This is a genomic window from Streptomyces sp. NPDC046909, from assembly GCF_040644695.1.
In the GTDB taxonomy this organism is placed as follows: domain Bacteria; phylum Actinomycetota; class Actinomycetes; order Streptomycetales; family Streptomycetaceae; genus Streptomyces.
In genome coordinates, this window is record NZ_JBEYXC010000032.1 from 1 (window position 1) to 17,240 (window position 17,240).

The window sequence follows — 17,240 nt, forward strand, 5'->3', positions numbered from 1 at the left end:
CAAGCCTGCCGGACCACAACGCGCGACCGGGCCGAAACCGAGCAGCCGATCAACACCTACGAAAATCTTGGAAGACCCAAAAACAAGACACTCCCGAAATAGTGGTTTCTGGAGGGGGCTCGGTGGATTGCTGCCGGGCCCCTCTGCGCGCGTTTTATTGCTATTCAGACCTGATCCACCTGATCGCATGCATCTCGTCTAGGTAGTCAAGGCGCCTAGAGGTAGTTGCTCCGATTTGGACCTCAAAGTACCCAGGCTTGTCTCCCCAGGGGGCTTCGTCATCCATTGCGGGGCCAATGTCTGCGATGATTCCATCACTGAGAAAGATTTGATGGCCAGGGCGCGGCCAGAGCCAGCCACCGAACGTGACTTCCTGCATTGCTGTCAGAATGTCGGGAAGGTATGAATCTGGAACATTGTTGCACGCGCGCTGAAAGGGGGCGTTGTGTGCGGAGTCGTGCATTATGTTATGGATGAGGAATTCGGAAAGGGTTTCTGTCGATCTTTTCCATGACCCGTCCGATTGGCCTTCAAGGACGATTGATGGGTTATTTACATCGAAAGCCCAGGACTGATCACCATAATCCTCCATAAAGATGGCCTTGCCGTGTTCAATCTCGATTTGATCCGGTGCGAGAAATTCTTTAATGGTGATCAGTCTGTCGGACCATTGTGACGAGAGTTCGTACCACTCTTTGAGGGGGGATGGGAGCCAGGAGAATTTTGAAGGCAATGGCGTGACGGGCATACTGGAAGGCCCGTGCCAGTCGCGAATAAAGGTGGGCAGGTCAATTTGAATTGGATCAATCATGAGGCGAATTGTACACAAGGGGTGTGGTGGTGATGTGGCACACCTCGGTGCTGGTTGCAGGGGAGTGTCAGTTGTGCTGTGGAGTATGGCAAGCGGCGCTCGTGCGGAGCCGAGTATGACCGTCTGGGAGTAGATGAGATCGGTCGTGGGGGAGGGTAATTGGCAAACGGGTAGCGGGTTCTGTCGGGTGATGAACTCCCGCATGACGTAAAATGGATGGCCGTTGAGAGTGAGGTAGACCGCCGGCGAGGTTCCTGTGGATCGGATCCTTTTCCGTGTCGGTCGGCGCTGCTGTGTATGAGCCCCTGGGCGGAACTGCGCGGTTTCTCTCCATGACCCGAGAAAATCGAAAATGCTCTGCTGTCCGTGAGGACGCTGGATGGCAATTGCCGACAGTTGACCGGATCGTTTCCCCTGGTGGGCAGACGCGGTAGGTCTACCCCCGAAGGGCGCTTGTGTGAGGGTGAACGCCACGCCTAAGCAACGCAACATCACCTTCGAAGAATTGCTTCGACCCCCCCCGCTGACGGACGACGAGATCGACATCGTCCTGCGCGAGATGGGGAGTGAAGGCGATCTGCCGTGACGTGGCTACTCCTCGTGCGGCCCGCTCAACCGTCGCAACACCACCCCGCACCGCCGAGCATAAGCATGCTGCAACCCCCGAGTAGCAGGCCCGCCCGCCCTCGCGTACCACTTCGCGCCCCGGCTGAAAGCCGACACCGTCAGCCACACCGTCCCATCCCCCGTGCGGTCGACCACGAAGGACTCCTCGCCGCACTCGGGATGGCCGGAAAGTGTTCCGTAGGCCCACCCCGCCCGCCGCGGCTCCTCCACCGTCCACACCACGCGGCACGGGGCTTTGATCACGCCCGCGAGTGTGACCGTGACGTCGACCTCCGGGGCCGCGCGGGAGGCGGTCGCGTCGATGCCGACGCCCATCGCGCGGTGCATCTCCCAGGTGAGGACCGCTTCGGAGGCTCGGCGGAAGACGGGCTCGCCCTCGCCGATGCGGGTGCGGACGTGGAGGGGGTGGAAGCCGGGTGGGCAGAAGTCGGCTCGACGGGTGGCGCCTACGTCGGCGTACGTGAAGTCGTTCGAGGGGTCGGTCGTGGGCTCTTTCGGCGGCATGGGAAACAAGGGTAGGGCGGCCCCCGGAATGCCTTCTTCCCGGGTGCCGCCCGTCAACCCCCCTCGGGTCAGCTCACGTTCACGGCGGTCCAGGCCGCCGCGACCGCGTTGTACTCGGTGCTGCCGGAGCCGTACAGGGCGGCCGCCGCCGACAGGGTGCCGGTGCGGGCGCCCGCGTACTTGGTCGTCGACGTGAAGTACGTCGTCAGCGCCTTGTACCAGATCTGCAGCGCCTTGGCGCGGCCGATGCCGGTGACGGTGGAGCCGTTGTACGTCGGGGAGTTGTACGACACCCCGTTGATCGTCTTCGAACCGCTGCCCTCCGAGAGGAGGTAGAAGAAGTGGTTCGCGACGCCGGACGAGTAGTGGACGTCCAGGTTGCCGACCGACGAGGACCAGTAGTTGGCGGAGCCGCCGTCCTTGCTGGGCTGGTCCATGTAGCGCAGCGGGGTGCCGTCGCCGTTGATGTCGATCTTCTCGCCGATGAGGTAGTCACCGACGTCGTTGGAGTTGGCCGCGTAGAACTCGACGCCCGTGCCGAAGATGTCGGAGGTCGCCTCGTTCAGGCCGCCGGACTCGCCGGAGTAGTTCAGGCCCGCCGTGTTCGAGGTGACGCCGTGGCTCATCTCGTGGCCGGCCACGTCCAGCGAGGTCAGCGGGTTGACGTTGCCCTCGCCGTCGCCGTACGTCATGCAGAAGCAGCTGTCGTCCCAGAACGCGTTGACGTACGCGTTGCCGTAGTGGACCCGGGAGTAGGCCGCGACGCCGTTGTTCTTGATGCCGCTCCGGCCGAAGGTGTTCTTGTAGAAGTCCCACGTCTCCGCCGCACCGTACGCGGCGTCCACGGCCGCGGTCTGGTCGGTGGTGGAGCTGGAGGCCGCGCCGGTGCCCCACGTGTTGTCGGCGTCCGTGAACAGCGTGCCCGCGGAGGAGCTGGTGCCGTGGGACTTGTTGTACGTCTTGTGGCTGCCGCGGGTGCCGTCGGTCAGCTGGTACGTCGAGCCCGACAGGGTCGTCTCCAGGCTGACGGTGCCCGAGTAGAGGCTCTTGCCGGTGCCGGTGGCGTTCTCGATGCCCTGGTACTCGAAGAGCTTCTTGCCGGTGGCGGCGTCGGTGATGACGTGCAGCTGGTTCGGGGTGCCGTCGTCCTGGAAGCCGCCGACGATGGTCTCGTAGGCGAGGACGGGGGTGCCCGAGCCGGCCCAGATGACCTTGCGCGCGCCGTCGGCGGCGGTCTTCTCCGAGCCCGCGGCCTTGGCGGCGGTCAGCGCCGCCTTCTCCGCCTTGGCGACGGTGAGCTTGGGGGTCAGGGAGGCGACCTTGATGGTCTTGTTCGTCGCCTTGGAGACGCCCTTGGTCACACCGGCCTTGGACTCGTGGACGACCAGGTCGCCACCGAGGACCGGCAGGCCCGCGTAGGTGCGCTCGTAGCGGGTGTGGACGGTGCCGTCGGCGTCCTTGACGACATCCTTGACGACCAGCTTCTCCTGGGCGCCGAGGCCTATCTCGTCGGCGGTGTCGGCGGCGCCGGCCTGCTGCTGCTTGATGAGCGTGGTGCGCGCGGCCGCGGTCAGCTGGAGGGGCGCGCCGGCGAGGGTGGCCTTGCCGCTCGTCTCCGCCGGGGTCTGGGCGGTGGCGGTACCTGTGGTCAGACCGGTGGTGAGGAGAGCTCCGGCGGCGACAGCGGTCGCGATGGCCAGAGTGGTGCGCTTGTGACGCGCGTAGACGGGGGTCACACAAGCTCCTTGAGTGGGGGTTGCGAAGTTGTGCGGCGGGTGAGGGAAGAGTGACATCAGGGGCGCGTACATGTCAGGACCCTGAAGTGATGTTGGCTGAAAAGCGACTGTCCGATTAACGTTTCGGGAATGTAAACGAGGGCGCCGCCCCGGGGAGTCGAACCACCGGGGCGGCGCCCTGTCCAGGAGCCCTCAGAAGCGGTGAGGCCTACGGGAAGGTGAGCTTCCAGCTGTTGATGTAGCCGGTGTCGATGGCCGCGTTGTCCTGGACCCTCAACTGCCAGGTTCCATTGGCCACTTCGGAGGACGCGTTCACCGTGTAGGTGGTGTTGATGTTGTCCGAACTGCCACCGGTGCCGTACGCCTTCAGCGTGTACGCCGAGCCGTCGGGGGCCACCAACTGCACCTGGAGGTCACCGATGTAGGTGTGCACGATGTCGACCGCGACCGCGAGGTTCGAGGGCGCGTTGCCGGTCCGGCCGGAGACCGTGATCGACGACGTCACCGCCGCCCCGTTGTCCGGAATCGATACGTCGGTCGTGTTCTCGAAGGAGGTGCCGCCACCGCCACCGCCGCCGGGACGCGAGCCGACCGCCACGCCCGCCCAGGCGTTGGCGACCGCCGTGTACTCGGCGCTGGTGGTGCCGTACAGCTCACCGGCCGCCGCGAGGGTGCCGGTGCGGGCCGCCGCGTAGTTCGTGGTGGTCGTGAACTTCGTGGTCAGCGCGCGGAACCAGATCTTCTCCGCCTTGTCGCGGCCGATGCCGGTGACCGGAAGGCCGTCCGCGGTGGGCGAGTTGTAGCTGACGCCGTTGATGGTCTTGGCGCCGCTGCCCTCGCTCAGCAGATAGAAGAAGTGGTTCGCCGGGCCGGACGAGTAGTGCACATCGGCGTTGCCGATGCTGGACGTCCAGTTGTTGTACGACGAGCCGTCCTTGCTCGGCTGGTCCATGTAACGCAGCGGCGTGCCGTCGCCGTTGATGTCGATCTCCTCGCCGATGAGGTAGTCACCGACGTCGGAGGAGTTGTTGGCGTAGAACTCGACCGCCGTGCCGAAGATATCGGAGGTGGCCTCGTTCAGGCCGCCGGACTCACCGCTGTAGTTGAGCCCGGCCGTGTTCGACGTGACGCCGTGGGTCATCTCGTGGCCGGCCACGTCGATGGACGTCAGCGGGTGGGTGTTGCCCGAGCCGTCGCCGTACGTCATGCAGAAGCAGCTGTCGGACCAGAACGCGTTGACGTACGCGTTGCCGTAGTGGACCCGGGAGTACGCCCCGACGCCGTCACCGCGGATACCCGAACGCCCCTGGACGTTCTTGTAGTAGTCCCAGGTGAGCGCGGCACCGTAGTGCGCGTCCGCGCCGGCCGTCTCCGTGTTGGAGGCGCTGCCGTTGCCCCAGATGTCGTCGGCGCCCGAGAAGAGGGTGCCGGTGCCGGAGGTGCCGCGGTTGAGGTTGTACGTCTTGTGGCTGCCGCGCGCGCCGTCGGTGAGGTTGTACGTCGACCCGGACTGGGTGGTGCCCAGCGTGACCGTGCCGCTGTACATGGTGTTGCCGGTGCCGGTCTCGATGCCCTGGTACTCGTAGAGCTTGGCGCCGGTGGCCGCGTCGGTGATGACGTGCAGCTCGTTGGGGGTGCCGTCCTCCTGGAGGCCGCCGACGACCGTCTCCCAGGCGAGCGTCGGGGTGCCGCTGCCGGCCCAGATCACCTTGCGCGGGGCGCGGTTGGTGTCGGCCTTCTCGGCGCCCGCGGTCTTCGCGAGGGTGAGGGCCTGCTTCTCGGCCTTGGCGGCGGGGAGCGCGGCCGAGGTGGTGGCCGGCTTGATGGCCTTCTTGGTGGCCTTCACGACGGACTCGGTCGCACCGGCCTTCGTGGTCTCCACGACCAGGTCGCCGCCGAGGACGGGCAGACCGGCGTACGTCCGCTCGTAGCGGGTGTGGACCGTGCCGTCGCCGTCCTTGATGACGTCACGGACGACCAGCTTCTCCTTGGCGCCCAGGCCCAGGTCCTTGGCGGTGTCCGCCTTGGTGGAGTTGGCCTCGCTTATCAGCTGGGCGCGCTGGGCGGGGGAGAGCTTGACGGACTCGGCGCCCGGTATGACCTTGCCCGCGGCCGACGGTGCCTTCTCCGGGGCGGCGGACGCGGCGCCCGACTGGACGGCCGCGGCGATCAGGGCGGACACACCGACGAGGGCTACGGCGGCGGCCTTGCGGTGCGTGGCGTGGGAGGTGCGTCTGTGGGAGGAACTCTCTCTCAACACTGACTCCTGCTTCTGCGGGCCGCGGGTCGCGCGGCCGGGGGAGACCGGACGGCTGGTGGGCCGGCCGGGCAGAACGGGCGGTGCGCGTGCGGGGTCGCCTCACTGGGGTCGAGCTGTGGGGTTGCTGTGAAGCGGCCGTGGGAAGAGTGGCAGCAGTTCGCGGTTTCTGTCAGGAGCGCGTCAGGAACTTGGCTGGAAATCGTCCGTTGCCCGGTTGGTCATGTTCGGTAAACGGACTATTCGCCCGCCGGTCGCGTGGACCGGTCCCCGTGCCACGAGTGCCACAGCGCCGCGTACGCCCCGCCCGCCGCCACCAGCTCCTCGTGCGAGCCGAGTTCGGTGAGCAGGCCGTCCTCCATCACCGCCACCCGGTCCGCGTCATGGGCCGTGTGGAGGCGGTGCGCGATGGCGATGACGGTACGGCCCTCCAGTACGGCGGCCAGGGCGCGCTCGGTGTGCCGGGCGGTGGTGGGGTCGAGCAGTGCAGTGGCCTCGTCGAGGATCAGGGTGTGGGGGTCGGCCAACACGACCCGGGCGAGGGCGAGTTGCTGGGCCTGTGAGCCGTCGGTGGCGTGACCTCCGTCGCCGAGTGGGGTGTTGAGGCCGTCGGGTAGCTCCCGCACCCACGTGTCGGCGCCGACCGCTTCCAGCGCCGACCACAACTCCGCGTCGCGCGCGCCCGGTTCGGCGATCAGCAGATTGTCGCGGACCGTGCCCAGGAAGACATGGTGCTCCTGGGTGACCAGCACCACCTGGCGGCGCAGCTGCTCGGGCCCCAGCTCGACGACCGGCACCCCGCCCACCGTCACCGTGCCCTCGGTGGGGGCGTCGACGCCCGCGAGGAGCCGGCTGAGCGTGGTCTTCCCGGCGCCGGACGGCCCCACGATCGCGAGCCGCTCCCCGGGCCGCACGGTCAGATCGACCCCGTGCAGCACCTCGCCGCCCCGCCCGTAGGAGTAGCGCACACCGGTCACGTCGATACGGTCGCCGGCCGGTGCGAGCGCCTCCGCCTCGGTGGCCCTCGGGGCGCGCGCCAGCCCCTCCACCCGCGCGAACGAGGCGTTGCTGCTCTGCAGTTGCTCGACCCGGATCAGGATCTGGTCCAGCGGATTGATCAGCTGGTTGAGGTACAGGGCGGCGGCCACCACCGCACCCAGGCTCACCGCGCCGTGCGCGTGCAGCAGACCGCCGAGGACCAGGATCCCGGAGATGGGCAGGATGTACGACACCTCGACCGCCGGGAAGAAGACCGACCGCAGATACAGGGTGTAGAAGCGGGTGCGCCGCGCCGTCTCGATCGTGTCCCGGCTCGCCCGGACCCGCTGCTCCTCCAGCCGCAGCGCCTCCACCGTCCGCGCCCCTGACGCCGTCGCCGCGACGATCTCCGCGATGTCCGACGTGGCCGCGCCCTCCGCGAGATAACCGTCCCTGGCCCGGCGCAGATACCAGCGCAGCGCGAGCCAGATCGGGGTGAGACCGAGCACGCCGAGGGCGCCGAGACGCGGGTCGATCACGAAGATCGCGCCCAGCGCGAACAGAAACCGTACGGAGTTGATGAGCAGGTCGGGACCCGCGTCGCGCAGGGTCGTGCCGACCGTCGCCACGTCCGCCGTGCCACGGGCCGTGAGATCGCCCGTACCCGCCCGCTCCACCACCGACGCGGGCAGCGCGAGGGTACGGTCCACGAACTCCTCGCGCACCCGGGCGAGGGTGCGCTCACCGAAACGGTGACCCACGAAGCGGGCCCAGCGGGCGAGGAGCAGCTCCGCGAGGGAGCAGACGAGGAGCGCGAGGGCGAGCCGGTCCACCGTGCCGACCCCGCTGCCGCCGCGGACCTCGTCGATGATCCGGCCGAGCAGCCACGGGCCGCCCAGACCGGCCACCGCGGCGGCGGAGTTGAGGGCGAGGGCGGTGGAGAAGGCGCGGGCGTCGGCGCGGATGAGCCTGACGGACGCGCGGCGGACGTCGGCGGGGTCCGCGACGGGGAGGTGGCCGGAAGTCGTCACCTGTCCGGAAGTCGTCACCGTACGGCCTCCTCGGCGTCGGCGTCGGCGTCGGCGTCCGCGTCGGTGTCGGCGTCTCGCGCGACCAGTGCGCGGTATCCCGGTTGCTCGTCCAGGAGTTCGCGGTGGGTGCCGGTGGCTTCGACCTTGCCGTCGACGAGGTAGATCACGGTGTCCGTCCGGTCCAGGACCAAGGGGGAGGTGGTGGTGACGACGGTCGTACGGCCGTTGCGGGCGGTGCGGAGTCTTTCGGCTACCCGGGCCTCTGTGTGGGCGTCCAGGGCTGAGGTGGGTTCTGTGGCGAGGAGGATCTCGGGGTCGGCGGCGAGGGCTCTTGCGAGACGGATGCGTTGGCGTTGGCCACCGGAGAGGTTGCGGGCCTGGGCGTCGATGGGGGAGTCGAGGGCGTCGGGGAGGGCTTGGACGATGTCGTCTGCGACCGCTGCGTGTATGGCTTGGGTGAGGTGCGCCTCGGAAAGTGCCTCGGCTGGTGCGTTGGTGTGTGCGAGTGCGTTGTGGCTGGTCGCGCAGTTCCCTGCGCCCCTAAAAGACTTGCCCGCGCCCTCTACTACATTGCGCAGGGTGTCCGCGAACAGATCCGCCTCGTGGTCCGCCACCAGGATGCGGGCGCGGATCTCCCGCAACGGGATCTCGTCCAGCGGGACTTCGCCCCAGGTCGTGCGTGACGGGGTGTATCTGCCCAGGCGGTCGATCACCGTCGCCGTGTCCGCCGGGTTGGCGCTCGCCAGGGCCGTCAGGCGGCCCGGCAGCACCCGTACGCCCGACTCCGGGTCGTGCAGGACGGAAGGCTCGATCGGGGCGGCCCTCGTGCCCCTGTCCTCCATCGGCTCCAGGCGCAGGAAACGTACGACCCGGCGGGCCGCCACCACGCCCCGGCTCAGCATGTAGCCGCACTCGACCCAGAAGGCGACCGGGCCGACCAGGACGGCGACATAGCCGTAGACGGAGACCAACTCGCCGACCGTGATGTGGCCTTGGGCGGCCAGGCGGGCGGCCAGCCAGGTGACCACGGCGAGGAAGACGGTCGGGAGGCCCACGCCGAGGGCCTGGACCCAGCTGGTGACCGCGCCGACGCGATAACCCTGGGCGCGCAGGTGCTGGGAGTCGTGGTGGAAGGCGTCGGCGACCAGGCGCTTGCCGCCGAGGCCGTTGAGGACGCGGAGGCCGCCCGCGAGGTCGGCGATGCGGGCGGTGAGGACGCCCTGGCGTTCGCGGTACTCGGTCTCGGTGCCCTGGAGGCGGGTGAGGAGGGGGCCGACGACGAGGACGATGGTGGGGATGCCCAGCAGGACCACGGCCGCGATCAGCGGGGAGACCGAGACCAGGAGTCCGGCGATCGTCAGGTAGGCGATGACCGCACCGACACCCGGGCCGACCACGGTCAGGGCCTGGGCGATCGTCTGGACGTCACCCACTCCGATCGTGACGACCTCCCCGGCCCCCGACCGCCGCGACAGCGCGGCGCCCAGCCGGACCGCGTGCCCGACGACCACCTTCACCGTGCGGAAGTTGGCGTCCATCCGCACCCGGGTCATCGTGCGGTGCCGCATGATGCTCAGCCACGCGTTGAACGAACCGACGACGAAGAGCGCCACCGACCAGCCCGCGAGCGCCGCCATGTCGCCCGGCTCCAGGCCCTCGTCGATCGCCTTGGCCATCAGATACGGCGTCGCGGCCAGCAGCACCATCCACGTGCTCGCGATCACCGCCCCGGCGGCACACCGCCCGAGCTGGCATCGCACGAGCCAGAGCAGATACCACCAGCCGCCCCGGGCGTCGGGCGTGCCGGGATCCTCGTACGCGTCGATCACCTGTCGTCCCCCGTTCCGCCACTCCACTCCACTACGCCAGGCTGTCCCGCCACGCCCGGTGCAGATCCGCGAACCTGCCCGTCCCCGCGATGAGTTCGGCCGGCGGGCCGTCCTCGACGATGCGGCCGTGCTCCATCACCAGCACCCGGTCCGCGATCTCCACCGTGGACAGGCGGTGCGCGATCACGACCGCCGTACGGCCGTGCAGCACCGTCGACATCGCGCGCTGGACCGCCCGTTCACCCGGGATGTCCAGCGAGCTGGTCGCTTCGTCCAGGATGAGGACGGCCGGGTCCGCCAGCAACGCCCGCGCGAAGGCGACCAGTTGACGCTGGCCCGCCGAGATACGGCCACCCCGCTTGCGTACGTCCGTGTCGTACCCGTCGGGCAGGGCGCTGATGAACTCATGGGCGCCGATGGCCTTCGCGGCCCGCTCGATCTCCTCGCGGGTGGCGTCGGGGCGGCCGATGGCGATGTTGTCGGCGACCGTGCCGGAGAAGAGGAAGGCCTCCTGGGTCACCATGACGACCCCGCGCCGCAGTTCGGGCACCGTCAGGTCGCGCAGGTCGACGCCGTCGAGGAGGACCCGGCCCTCGGAGGGGTCGTAGAAGCGGGCGAGGAGCTTGGCCAGCGTCGACTTGCCGGCGCCGGTCGAGCCGACCACCGCGACCGTCTGTCCGGCGGGGAGGGTGAGATCGAAGGTCGGCAGGACCTCGCCGCCGGTGCGGTAGGCGAAGCGGACCTCGTCGAAGACGACCTCGCGGCCCGGGTGCTCCGACTCAAGGGCCGGGAGTTCCTTCGGGGTTGACGGTTCCGGGACCGACGGCGTCTGCGCCAGCAGGCCCGCGATCTTCTCCAGCGAGGCCGCCGCCGACTGGTACGAGTTGAGGAACATGCCGAGCCGGTCGATCGGGTCGTACAGCCGCCGCAGATACAGCACCGCCGCCGCCAGCACACCCAGCGCCAGCGTGCCGTCCGCCACCCGGTAGGCACCCCACAGCACGATCAGCGCGACGGCCGTGTTGGCGACGAGGCGCGAGCCGACGACGTAACGCGCCATCTCCAGCAGCGCGTCGCCGTTCGTGCGCTCGTGCCGCTTGTTCAGTACGGCGAAGTCGGCGTCGTTGGCCGCCTCGCGCCGGAACGCCCGTACCGGCCGGATGCCGTTCATCGTCTCGACGAACTTCACGATCACGGCGGCGATGGCCGTGGACCGACGGGCGTACACCTCTCCCGCCCGCCGCTGGTAGACCCGTACGAGGAGGTAGAGCGGCACGAAGGACGCCACCGCGACCGCGCCGAGCCCCAGGTCCAGCCAGAGCAGCAGCGCCGAGATGTAGAGGAACGACAGGACGACCGTCACCAGCTCCTGCAAGCCTTCATTGAGGAGTTCGCGCAACGACTCGACGTCCGCCGTGGACCGCGAGATGAGCCGGCCCGACGTGTAGCGCTCGTGGAAGTCCACGCTGAGGGCCTGCGCGTGGCGGAAGATCCGGCCGCGCAGATCCAGGAGGACGTCCTGGTTGACGCGCGCCGAGGCGAGGATGAAGGCGTACTGGAGTCCGCCCGCCGCCAGCGCGCACAGGAGATAGCCGACGGCCACCGCGATCAGCGGTCCGTGTCTGTCGTCCCGGAACGCCGGTACGGCGCTGTCGATCGCGTACGCCACCAGCAGCGGACCCACCTGCACCGCCGCCTGCTGGAGCAGCAGCAGGAACGCGGTGCCGAGCGCCCTGCCCTTCATCGGCGCCAGCAGGGACCGCAGCAGGTCGGTGGTGGCGCGCGGTGGGGTGGGCAGGACGTCGTGGTCGAAGGGGTCGCCGTCGCCGTCGCTGGTGGTCCTGGGGACGTCCGGTTCGTCGTCGTCGGCGGGGGCGGGTGCGGCCTTCGTCGGCGCCGTCATCGGTCGTCCTCCGTTTCCCCGGACCCTGACATCAGGCCGGACTCCGACATCCGGTCGGACCCTGACATCAAGTGGGCGTACTCGGCGTTCGTGCGCAGCAGTTCGTGGTGCGTGCCCACGGCGGCGATACGGCCCTCCGACAGCAGGGCGACCCGGTCGGCGAGCAGCACGGTCGACGGGCGGTGCGCCACGATCAGGGCGGTCGTCTCGGCCAGCACCTCACGCAGCGCGGCCTCCACGGCTGCCTCGGTGTGGACGTCCAGCGCGGACAGCGGGTCGTCCAGCACGAGGAAGCGGGGGCGGCCGACAACCGCCCTCGCCAGGGCGAGCCGTTGGCGCTGCCCGCCGGAGAGGCTGAGGCCCTGCTCGCCCACCTGAGTGTCGGTGCCCTGGGGGAGGGCGTGGGCGAAGTCCGCCTGCGCGACGGCCAGGGCGCGGTCGAGGTTTCCCTCCTCGTCGCCCATCAGGACGTTCTCGCCGACGCTGGCCGAGAAGAGGGTGGGCTCTTCGAAGGCCACCGCCACGAGTTCGCGCAGCGATTCTCGGGAGAGCTCGGTGATGTCCTGCCCGTCGAGGGTGATACGGCCCGAGGTTAGCTCGTGGAGGCGGGGGACCAGGGCGGTGAGGGTTGTCTTGCCGCTGCCTGTGGTGCCTACCAGGGCCATGGACTCGCCGGGGCGTATGTGGAGGTCTATGCGGTCGAGGATGGGGGGTGAGTCGGGTGGGGCGTCCGGGTAGCGGAAACGGACGTTGTGGAAACGTAGGCCGTCGTTGTTGTCTGCGGGTTGGTGGGGGCTGGTCGCGCAGTTCCCCGCGCCCCTTCGGGGCGCTTCCTGTTCCGGGGTTTCGTCCATGACCTCGAAATAGCGTTCCGTCGCACTCGCCGCGTCCTGGCTGATCGCCAACAGGAAGCCGATCGAGTCGATGGGCCACCTCAGCGCCAGGGCCGTCGACAGGAAGGCGACCAGGGTTCCCGCCGACAGGTCGCCGTCCGCCACCTGCACCGAGCCCAGCACCAGCGCGGCCCCGATCGCGATCTCGGGCAGTGTCACGATGACGCCCCAGATCGACGCGAGGAGTCGCGCCTTGCGCAGTTCCGTTCCCCGCAGAGTCCGGGACAGTTCGCGGAACGCCCTCGCCTGGCTGCGGTGGCGGCCGAAGCCCTTGATGATGCGGATGCCGAGGACGCTCTCCTCGACGACCGTCGTCAGGTCGCCGACCTGGTCCTGGGCGAGGCGCGCCACATGGAAGTACCGCCGCTCGAAGAGCACGCACGTGACGATCACGGGGATCGCGGGGCCGAGGATGACCAGGCCGAGCGTCCAGTCCTGGAGCAGCATGATGATCACGCCGACCAGGATGGTGACGCCGTTGACCAGCAGGAACGTCAGCGGGAAGGCGAGGAACATGCGCAGCAGCATCAGGTCGGTGGTGCCCCGGGAGAGCAGCTGGCCCGATGCCCAGCGGTCGTGGAAGGACACCGGCAGACGCTGAAGGTGCCGGTACAGGTCCGCCCGCATCTCCGCCTCGACATGCGAGAGCGGCCGTGCCACCAGCCATCGGCGCAGGCCGAACAGCAGCGCCTCCGCGAGCCCGAGGAGCAGCAGGTACAGCGCGCCGAGCCAGACGCCCGCCGGGTCCCGGTCGGCCACGGGACCGTCCACCATCCACTTCAGGACGAGCGGGATCACCAGCCCCGTACAGGAGGCGACGACCGCGACGCAGGCGGCGGTGACCATCCGCGCCCGGACGGGCCGGACGTACGGCCACAGCCGCAGCAGGGTCCGGACGGCGGAGTGGTCCTTGGTGGTTGCACGTGTCGTGGACATCAGCAGCGAGCCTACGGACCGGCACTGACAACGCCCACCGAGTTTTGGCCGGACCGGGATCGGCCGCTGGTCCTACGACCTGCGTGTTCGAGCGGTCGTACAGCACGGTCGTGGGCCCCGACGACATGGTCGTAGGCCTCCATCAACCGATCGGTTGATGCCTCATCGAGCGCGACGGCCGATGTGGCCGACCCCCGCCCGCCGGAACCCTGGACGCATGTCCTTCATCGAAGTAAGCGATCTTCGCAAGTCCTACGGCGGCCGGCCCGTCGTCGACGGCGTCTCCTTCGCCGTGGAGGAGGGGGAGATCTTCGGGATCCTCGGTCCGAACGGCGCCGGCAAGACCACCACCGTCGAGTGCGTCGAGGGGCTCCGGGTGCCCGACGCGGGCCGGGTCCGGGTCATCGGGCTCGACCCCGTCGCCGACCACGCGCGCGTGGCCCGGGTCCTCGGCGCCCAGCTCCAGGAGAGCGAACTCCAGGCCAAGCTCACCGTCCGCGAGGCACTGGAGCTGTACGCGACTTTCTACGAGCACCCCGCCGACTGGCGTCCCCTCGCCGAGCGCCTCGGTCTGACCGGCAAGCTCACCACGCGGTTCGGGAAGCTGTCCGGCGGGCAGAAGCAGCGCCTGTTCATCGCGCTCGCGCTCATCGGCAACCCCCGGATCGTCGTCCTCGACGAACTCACCACCGGCCTCGACCCGCGCGCCCGCCGGGACACCTGGGAGCTGATCGAGGACATCCGCGCGAACGGCGTCACCGTCCTCCTCGTCACCCACTTCATGGAGGAGGCGCAGCGCCTCTGCGACCGGATCGCCGTGATCGACAAGGGGCGGGTCGCCGCCCTGGACACCCCGGCCGGTCTCATCCGGCGCTCCGCCGGAGCCACCGTCATCAGCTTCACGCCCTCCGCCCCGCTGGACGACCACGACCTCGGCGCACTGCCCGGGGTCGCCTCCGTCCAGCAGCGGGACGGCCGCGTCACCCTCTCCGGCACCGACGAGACCGTCAACGCCGTGATGACGCTCCTCGCCCGGCTCCACGTCACCGCCCACCAGCTCCGCGTCACGGAGGCCACCCTCGACGACGCGTTCCTCGACCTGACACAGGAGGCGACGGCATGAACACCGCCGTACTGCGGACCGAGATCCGGCTCTTCCGCCGCGAACCCGCCGCCCTCTTCTGGATCCTGCTCTTCCCGACCCTGCTCCTGGCCATCCTGGGCTCGATCCCGTCCTTCCGGGACGCCGACCCCGAACTCGGCGGCCTGCGCACCATCGACGTCTACGTCCCCGTCGCCGTCCTCCTCGGCCTGATCATGGGCGGCCTCCAGGCGATGCCCCAGACCCTCACCGGCTACCGCGAGCGCGGCATCCTGCGCCGGATGTCCACCACACCGGTACGGCCGTCCGCCCTGCTCACCGCCCAGATGCTGGTCTTCGGCGGTGCCGCCCTCGGCTCGGCGCTGCTCGCGCTGGCCGTCGGACGGCTCGCCTTCGACGTACGACTGCCCGAACAGGTCTTCGGATACGGCCTCGCGCTGGTCCTCGCCGTCCTCGTCGCCCTCGCGCTCGGCGCGGTCGTCTGCGCGCTGTCCCGGACCACGAAGATCGCCGGTGCCATCGGCTCCGCCGTGTTCTTCCCGGCGATGTTCTGCGCGGGCCTGTGGGCGCCGGTGCAGACCATGCCGGACGGTCTCGCCCGGGCCGTCGGCTACACCCCGTTCGGCGCGGCGGCCGAGGCACTGAACCGGGCCGCGGCAGGGGACTGGATCGGCTGGACCCACCTGGCCGTCCTCATCGCCTGGACGGTCCTGCTGACGGCCGCGGCCACGCGCTGGTTCCGGTGGGAGTAGGCGCCTCACCGTGCACACTGGGGACATGACCGCGTCCGACGCAGCGATCGAGCGGCGCTGGGACCAGTTCCACACCTGGGGCCCCTACGGACTGCTCGCCATCGGCACCTTCCTCTCCGCCGTCACCAGCGCCGAGGTGATGGCCGGACCCGGCGAGTGGTGGGCGGCCGGACCCCTCGTGGGTGCCGCGCTCCTGCTCCAGCTGTGGCACGGACCGCGCCGGGGCCGCCGTACGCCCTCCCGGCGCGGGGTCGTCTACTACGTCCTGCGCTGGGCGATCTCCTTCGCGCTGACCTGGCTCAACCCGTTCTTCGCGTTCTACGCGGTGGCCGGCTACTTCGACGCCGACGAGGTGCTCCCCGGCACCCGCCGGCAGCGGTTCGGGCTGTTCGCCACGTCGATCGTGGTGGCCGGGTCGCAGTCCGGCGGGTTGCCGTTCCGCAACTGGGGCCAGGTGGCGGTGTTCTGCGGGCTCCTGGTCGCCAACAACGCGCTGCTCATGGCCGTCGCCCACCTCACCTATCAGGAGGAGCAGCGCTCCCGCGAGCGGGCCGAGACCATCGAGGCGCTCCAGCAGGCGCTCGACGAGAACGCCGCCCTTCACGCCCAACTCGTCGTCCAGGCAAGGGAGGCGGGCGTCGCCGACGAGCGCCGCAGGCTCGCCGCCGAGATCCACGACACCATCGCCCAGGGCCTGACCGGCATCATCGCCCAGCTCCAGGTCGTCGCGAACGCCCCCGACCTGGACATCGCCCGCACCCACCTGGCCCGCGCCTCCGACCTCGCCCGGCACAGCCTCGGCGAGGCCCGCCGCTCGGTGCACAACCTCGCCCCGGTGGCGCTGGAGAACGCCGGACTGGCCGAGGCCCTGAAGAAGACGGTCGCCGAATGGGGCGAACGGACCGGCGTGCGGGCCGAGTTCACCGTCACCGGCACGGCGGAACCACTCCACGACGAGGTCGCGGCGACCCTGCTGAGGATCGTCCAGGAAGCCCTCTCCAACGCGGCCCGCCACGCCCGGGCGACCCGGGTCGGCGTCACCCTCTCCTACCTTGGCGACGAGGTCATCCTCGACATCCGCGACGACGGCCAGGGCTTCGACCCCGCCGCCGTCCCCGAACGCACCCGCACCGGCGGCTTCGGCCTCGACGGCATGCGCGCCCGCGCCGAACGCATCGCGGGCTCCCTCACGGTGGAGTCGGAGCCGGGTCACGGCACGGCCCTGTCGGCTCGCGTACCGTTGGTCCGCAATGAATGACGAGGTCTGCCTGCTGATCGTCGACGACCATCCCGTCGTACGGGACGGTCTGCGCGGCATGTTCGAGAACGCCCCCGGTTTCGTCGTCCTCGGCGAGGCGTCCAACGGCGTCGAGGCGCTGGAGCGAGCCGCCGCCCTCGACCCCGACGTGATCCTGATGGACCTGCGCATGCCAGGCGGCGGAGGAGTGGACGCCATCCGCGAGCTGACCCGCCGAGGCGCCCGCGCCAAGGTCCTCGTCCTGACGACGTACGACACGGACTCCGACACGCTCCCCGCGATCGAGGCGGGCGCGACGGGCTATCTCCTGAAGGACGCCCCGCGCGACGAACTCTTCACGGCGGTACGGGCGGCGGCGGAGGGCCGCACGGTGTTGTCCCCGGCCGTCGCCTCCCGCCTGGTGTCAGCCGTCCGCGCCCCCGGCAACGAGCCGCTCTCCGCACGCGAACGCGAGGTGCTGGCACTCGTCGCCAAGGGCACGTCCAACCGTGAGATCGCCCGCGAGCTCTTCATCAGCGAGGCGACCGTGAAGACCCATCTCACCCACCTGTACGCCAAGTTGGGCGTCAACGACCGCGCGGCGGCGGTCGCGACGGCGTACCAGCGGGGGATTCTGAGCTAGC

13 protein-coding genes are annotated in these 17,240 nt (G+C 69.6%); 5 read left to right on the forward strand and 8 right to left on the reverse strand.

Translation table 11 applies throughout. From position 1 onward, the window contains the following. Positions 1-160 precede the first annotated feature (160 nt). Positions 161-811: a hypothetical protein gene (locus ABZ928_RS51435; RefSeq protein ID WP_361536403.1), complete on the reverse strand. Its 651-nt coding sequence runs from the start codon at positions 809-811 to the stop codon at positions 161-163. Positions 812-1,274: 463 nt separating this feature from the next. Between ABZ928_RS51435 and ABZ928_RS51440 the strand changes: the two genes are divergently transcribed. Beyond that, positions 1,275-1,397 carry a hypothetical protein gene (locus ABZ928_RS51440; protein ID WP_361536405.1) on the forward strand — a complete coding sequence of 41 codons (123 nt, stop codon included), beginning with the start codon at positions 1,275-1,277 and terminating at the stop codon, positions 1,395-1,397. A 5-nt stretch (positions 1,398-1,402) separates the two neighbouring features. Here ABZ928_RS51440 and ABZ928_RS51445 read toward each other — a convergent pair whose 3' ends face one another. From ABZ928_RS51445 to ABZ928_RS51475, 7 genes are all read right to left on the reverse strand, one after another. Further along, complete coding sequence (locus ABZ928_RS51445; RefSeq protein ID WP_361536407.1) at positions 1,403-1,942, reverse strand: DUF1990 domain-containing protein; 540 nt, start codon at positions 1,940-1,942, stop codon at positions 1,403-1,405. Positions 1,943-2,010: 68 nt separating this feature from the next. After that, on the reverse strand, positions 2,011-3,678 hold the full coding sequence (locus ABZ928_RS51450; RefSeq protein ID WP_361536409.1) for a M4 family metallopeptidase: 1,668 nt from the start codon (positions 3,676-3,678) through the stop codon (positions 2,011-2,013). Between the two features lie 208 nt (positions 3,679-3,886). Next, positions 3,887-5,935, reverse strand: coding sequence for a M4 family metallopeptidase (locus ABZ928_RS51455; protein WP_361536411.1), 2,049 nt, complete (start codon positions 5,933-5,935; stop codon positions 3,887-3,889). 239 nt (positions 5,936-6,174) lie between these two features. Further along, positions 6,175-7,962, reverse strand: coding sequence for an ABC transporter ATP-binding protein (locus ABZ928_RS51460; protein WP_361536413.1), 1,788 nt, complete (start codon positions 7,960-7,962; stop codon positions 6,175-6,177). Further along, on the reverse strand, positions 7,959-9,773 hold the full coding sequence (locus ABZ928_RS51465; protein ID WP_361536415.1) for an ABC transporter ATP-binding protein: 1,815 nt from the start codon (positions 9,771-9,773) through the stop codon (positions 7,959-7,961). Before ABZ928_RS51465 ends, ABZ928_RS51460 begins: the two co-directional genes overlap by 4 nt. Positions 9,774-9,804: 31 nt before the next feature. After that, entirely contained in the window at positions 9,805-11,676 is a 1,872-nt protein-coding gene (locus ABZ928_RS51470) for an ABC transporter ATP-binding protein (protein WP_361536417.1), read from the reverse strand. Beyond that, positions 11,673-13,505, reverse strand: a complete 1,833-nt coding sequence (locus ABZ928_RS51475) for an ABC transporter ATP-binding protein (RefSeq protein WP_361536419.1) — start codon at positions 13,503-13,505, stop codon at positions 11,673-11,675. Before ABZ928_RS51475 ends, ABZ928_RS51470 begins: the two co-directional genes overlap by 4 nt. 217 nt (positions 13,506-13,722) lie before the next feature. Between ABZ928_RS51475 and ABZ928_RS51480 the strand changes: the two genes are divergently transcribed. From ABZ928_RS51480 to ABZ928_RS51495, 4 genes are read left to right on the forward strand one after another with little or no spacing between them, the layout of a single operon-like run. After that, a complete protein-coding gene (locus tag ABZ928_RS51480; protein ID WP_361536421.1) occupies positions 13,723-14,628 on the forward strand; it encodes an ABC transporter ATP-binding protein in 906 nt (301 codons plus the stop codon). Beyond that, a complete protein-coding gene (locus ABZ928_RS51485) occupies positions 14,625-15,359 on the forward strand; it encodes an ABC transporter permease (RefSeq protein WP_361536422.1) in 735 nt (244 codons plus the stop codon). Before ABZ928_RS51480 ends, ABZ928_RS51485 begins: the two co-directional genes overlap by 4 nt. A gap of 25 nt (positions 15,360-15,384) precedes the next feature. After that, the gene (locus ABZ928_RS51490) at positions 15,385-16,617 is read left to right on the forward strand and encodes a sensor histidine kinase (protein ID WP_361536423.1); all 1,233 of its coding nucleotides are present in this window, start codon (positions 15,385-15,387) and stop codon (positions 16,615-16,617) included. Further along, complete coding sequence (locus ABZ928_RS51495) at positions 16,610-17,239, forward strand: response regulator transcription factor (RefSeq protein ID WP_361536425.1); 630 nt, start codon at positions 16,610-16,612, stop codon at positions 17,237-17,239. The genes ABZ928_RS51490 and ABZ928_RS51495 overlap by 8 nt, the downstream gene beginning before the upstream one ends. The last annotated feature ends 1 nt before the right edge of the window (position 17,240 follow it).

Excerpts from the sequence above, each read along its gene's own strand:
- ABZ928_RS51480 (WP_361536421.1), top strand. The coding sequence starts at position 13,723 with ATGTCCTTCATCGAAGTAAGCGATCTTCGCAAGTCCTACGGCGGCCGG.
- ABZ928_RS51495 (WP_361536425.1), top strand. The coding sequence starts at position 16,610 with ATGAATGACGAGGTCTGCCTGCTGATCGTCGACGACCATCCCGTCGTA.
- ABZ928_RS51475 (WP_361536419.1), bottom strand. The coding sequence starts at position 13,505 with ATGTCCACGACACGTGCAACCACCAAGGACCACTCCGCCGTCCGGACC.
- ABZ928_RS51490 (WP_361536423.1), top strand. The coding sequence starts at position 15,385 with ATGACCGCGTCCGACGCAGCGATCGAGCGGCGCTGGGACCAGTTCCAC.
- ABZ928_RS51485 (WP_361536422.1), top strand. The coding sequence starts at position 14,625 with ATGAACACCGCCGTACTGCGGACCGAGATCCGGCTCTTCCGCCGCGAA.
- ABZ928_RS51470 (WP_361536417.1), bottom strand. The coding sequence starts at position 11,676 with ATGACGGCGCCGACGAAGGCCGCACCCGCCCCCGCCGACGACGACGAA.
- ABZ928_RS51445 (WP_361536407.1), bottom strand. The coding sequence starts at position 1,942 with ATGCCGCCGAAAGAGCCCACGACCGACCCCTCGAACGACTTCACGTAC.
- ABZ928_RS51435 (WP_361536403.1), bottom strand. The coding sequence starts at position 811 with ATGATTGATCCAATTCAAATTGACCTGCCCACCTTTATTCGCGACTGG.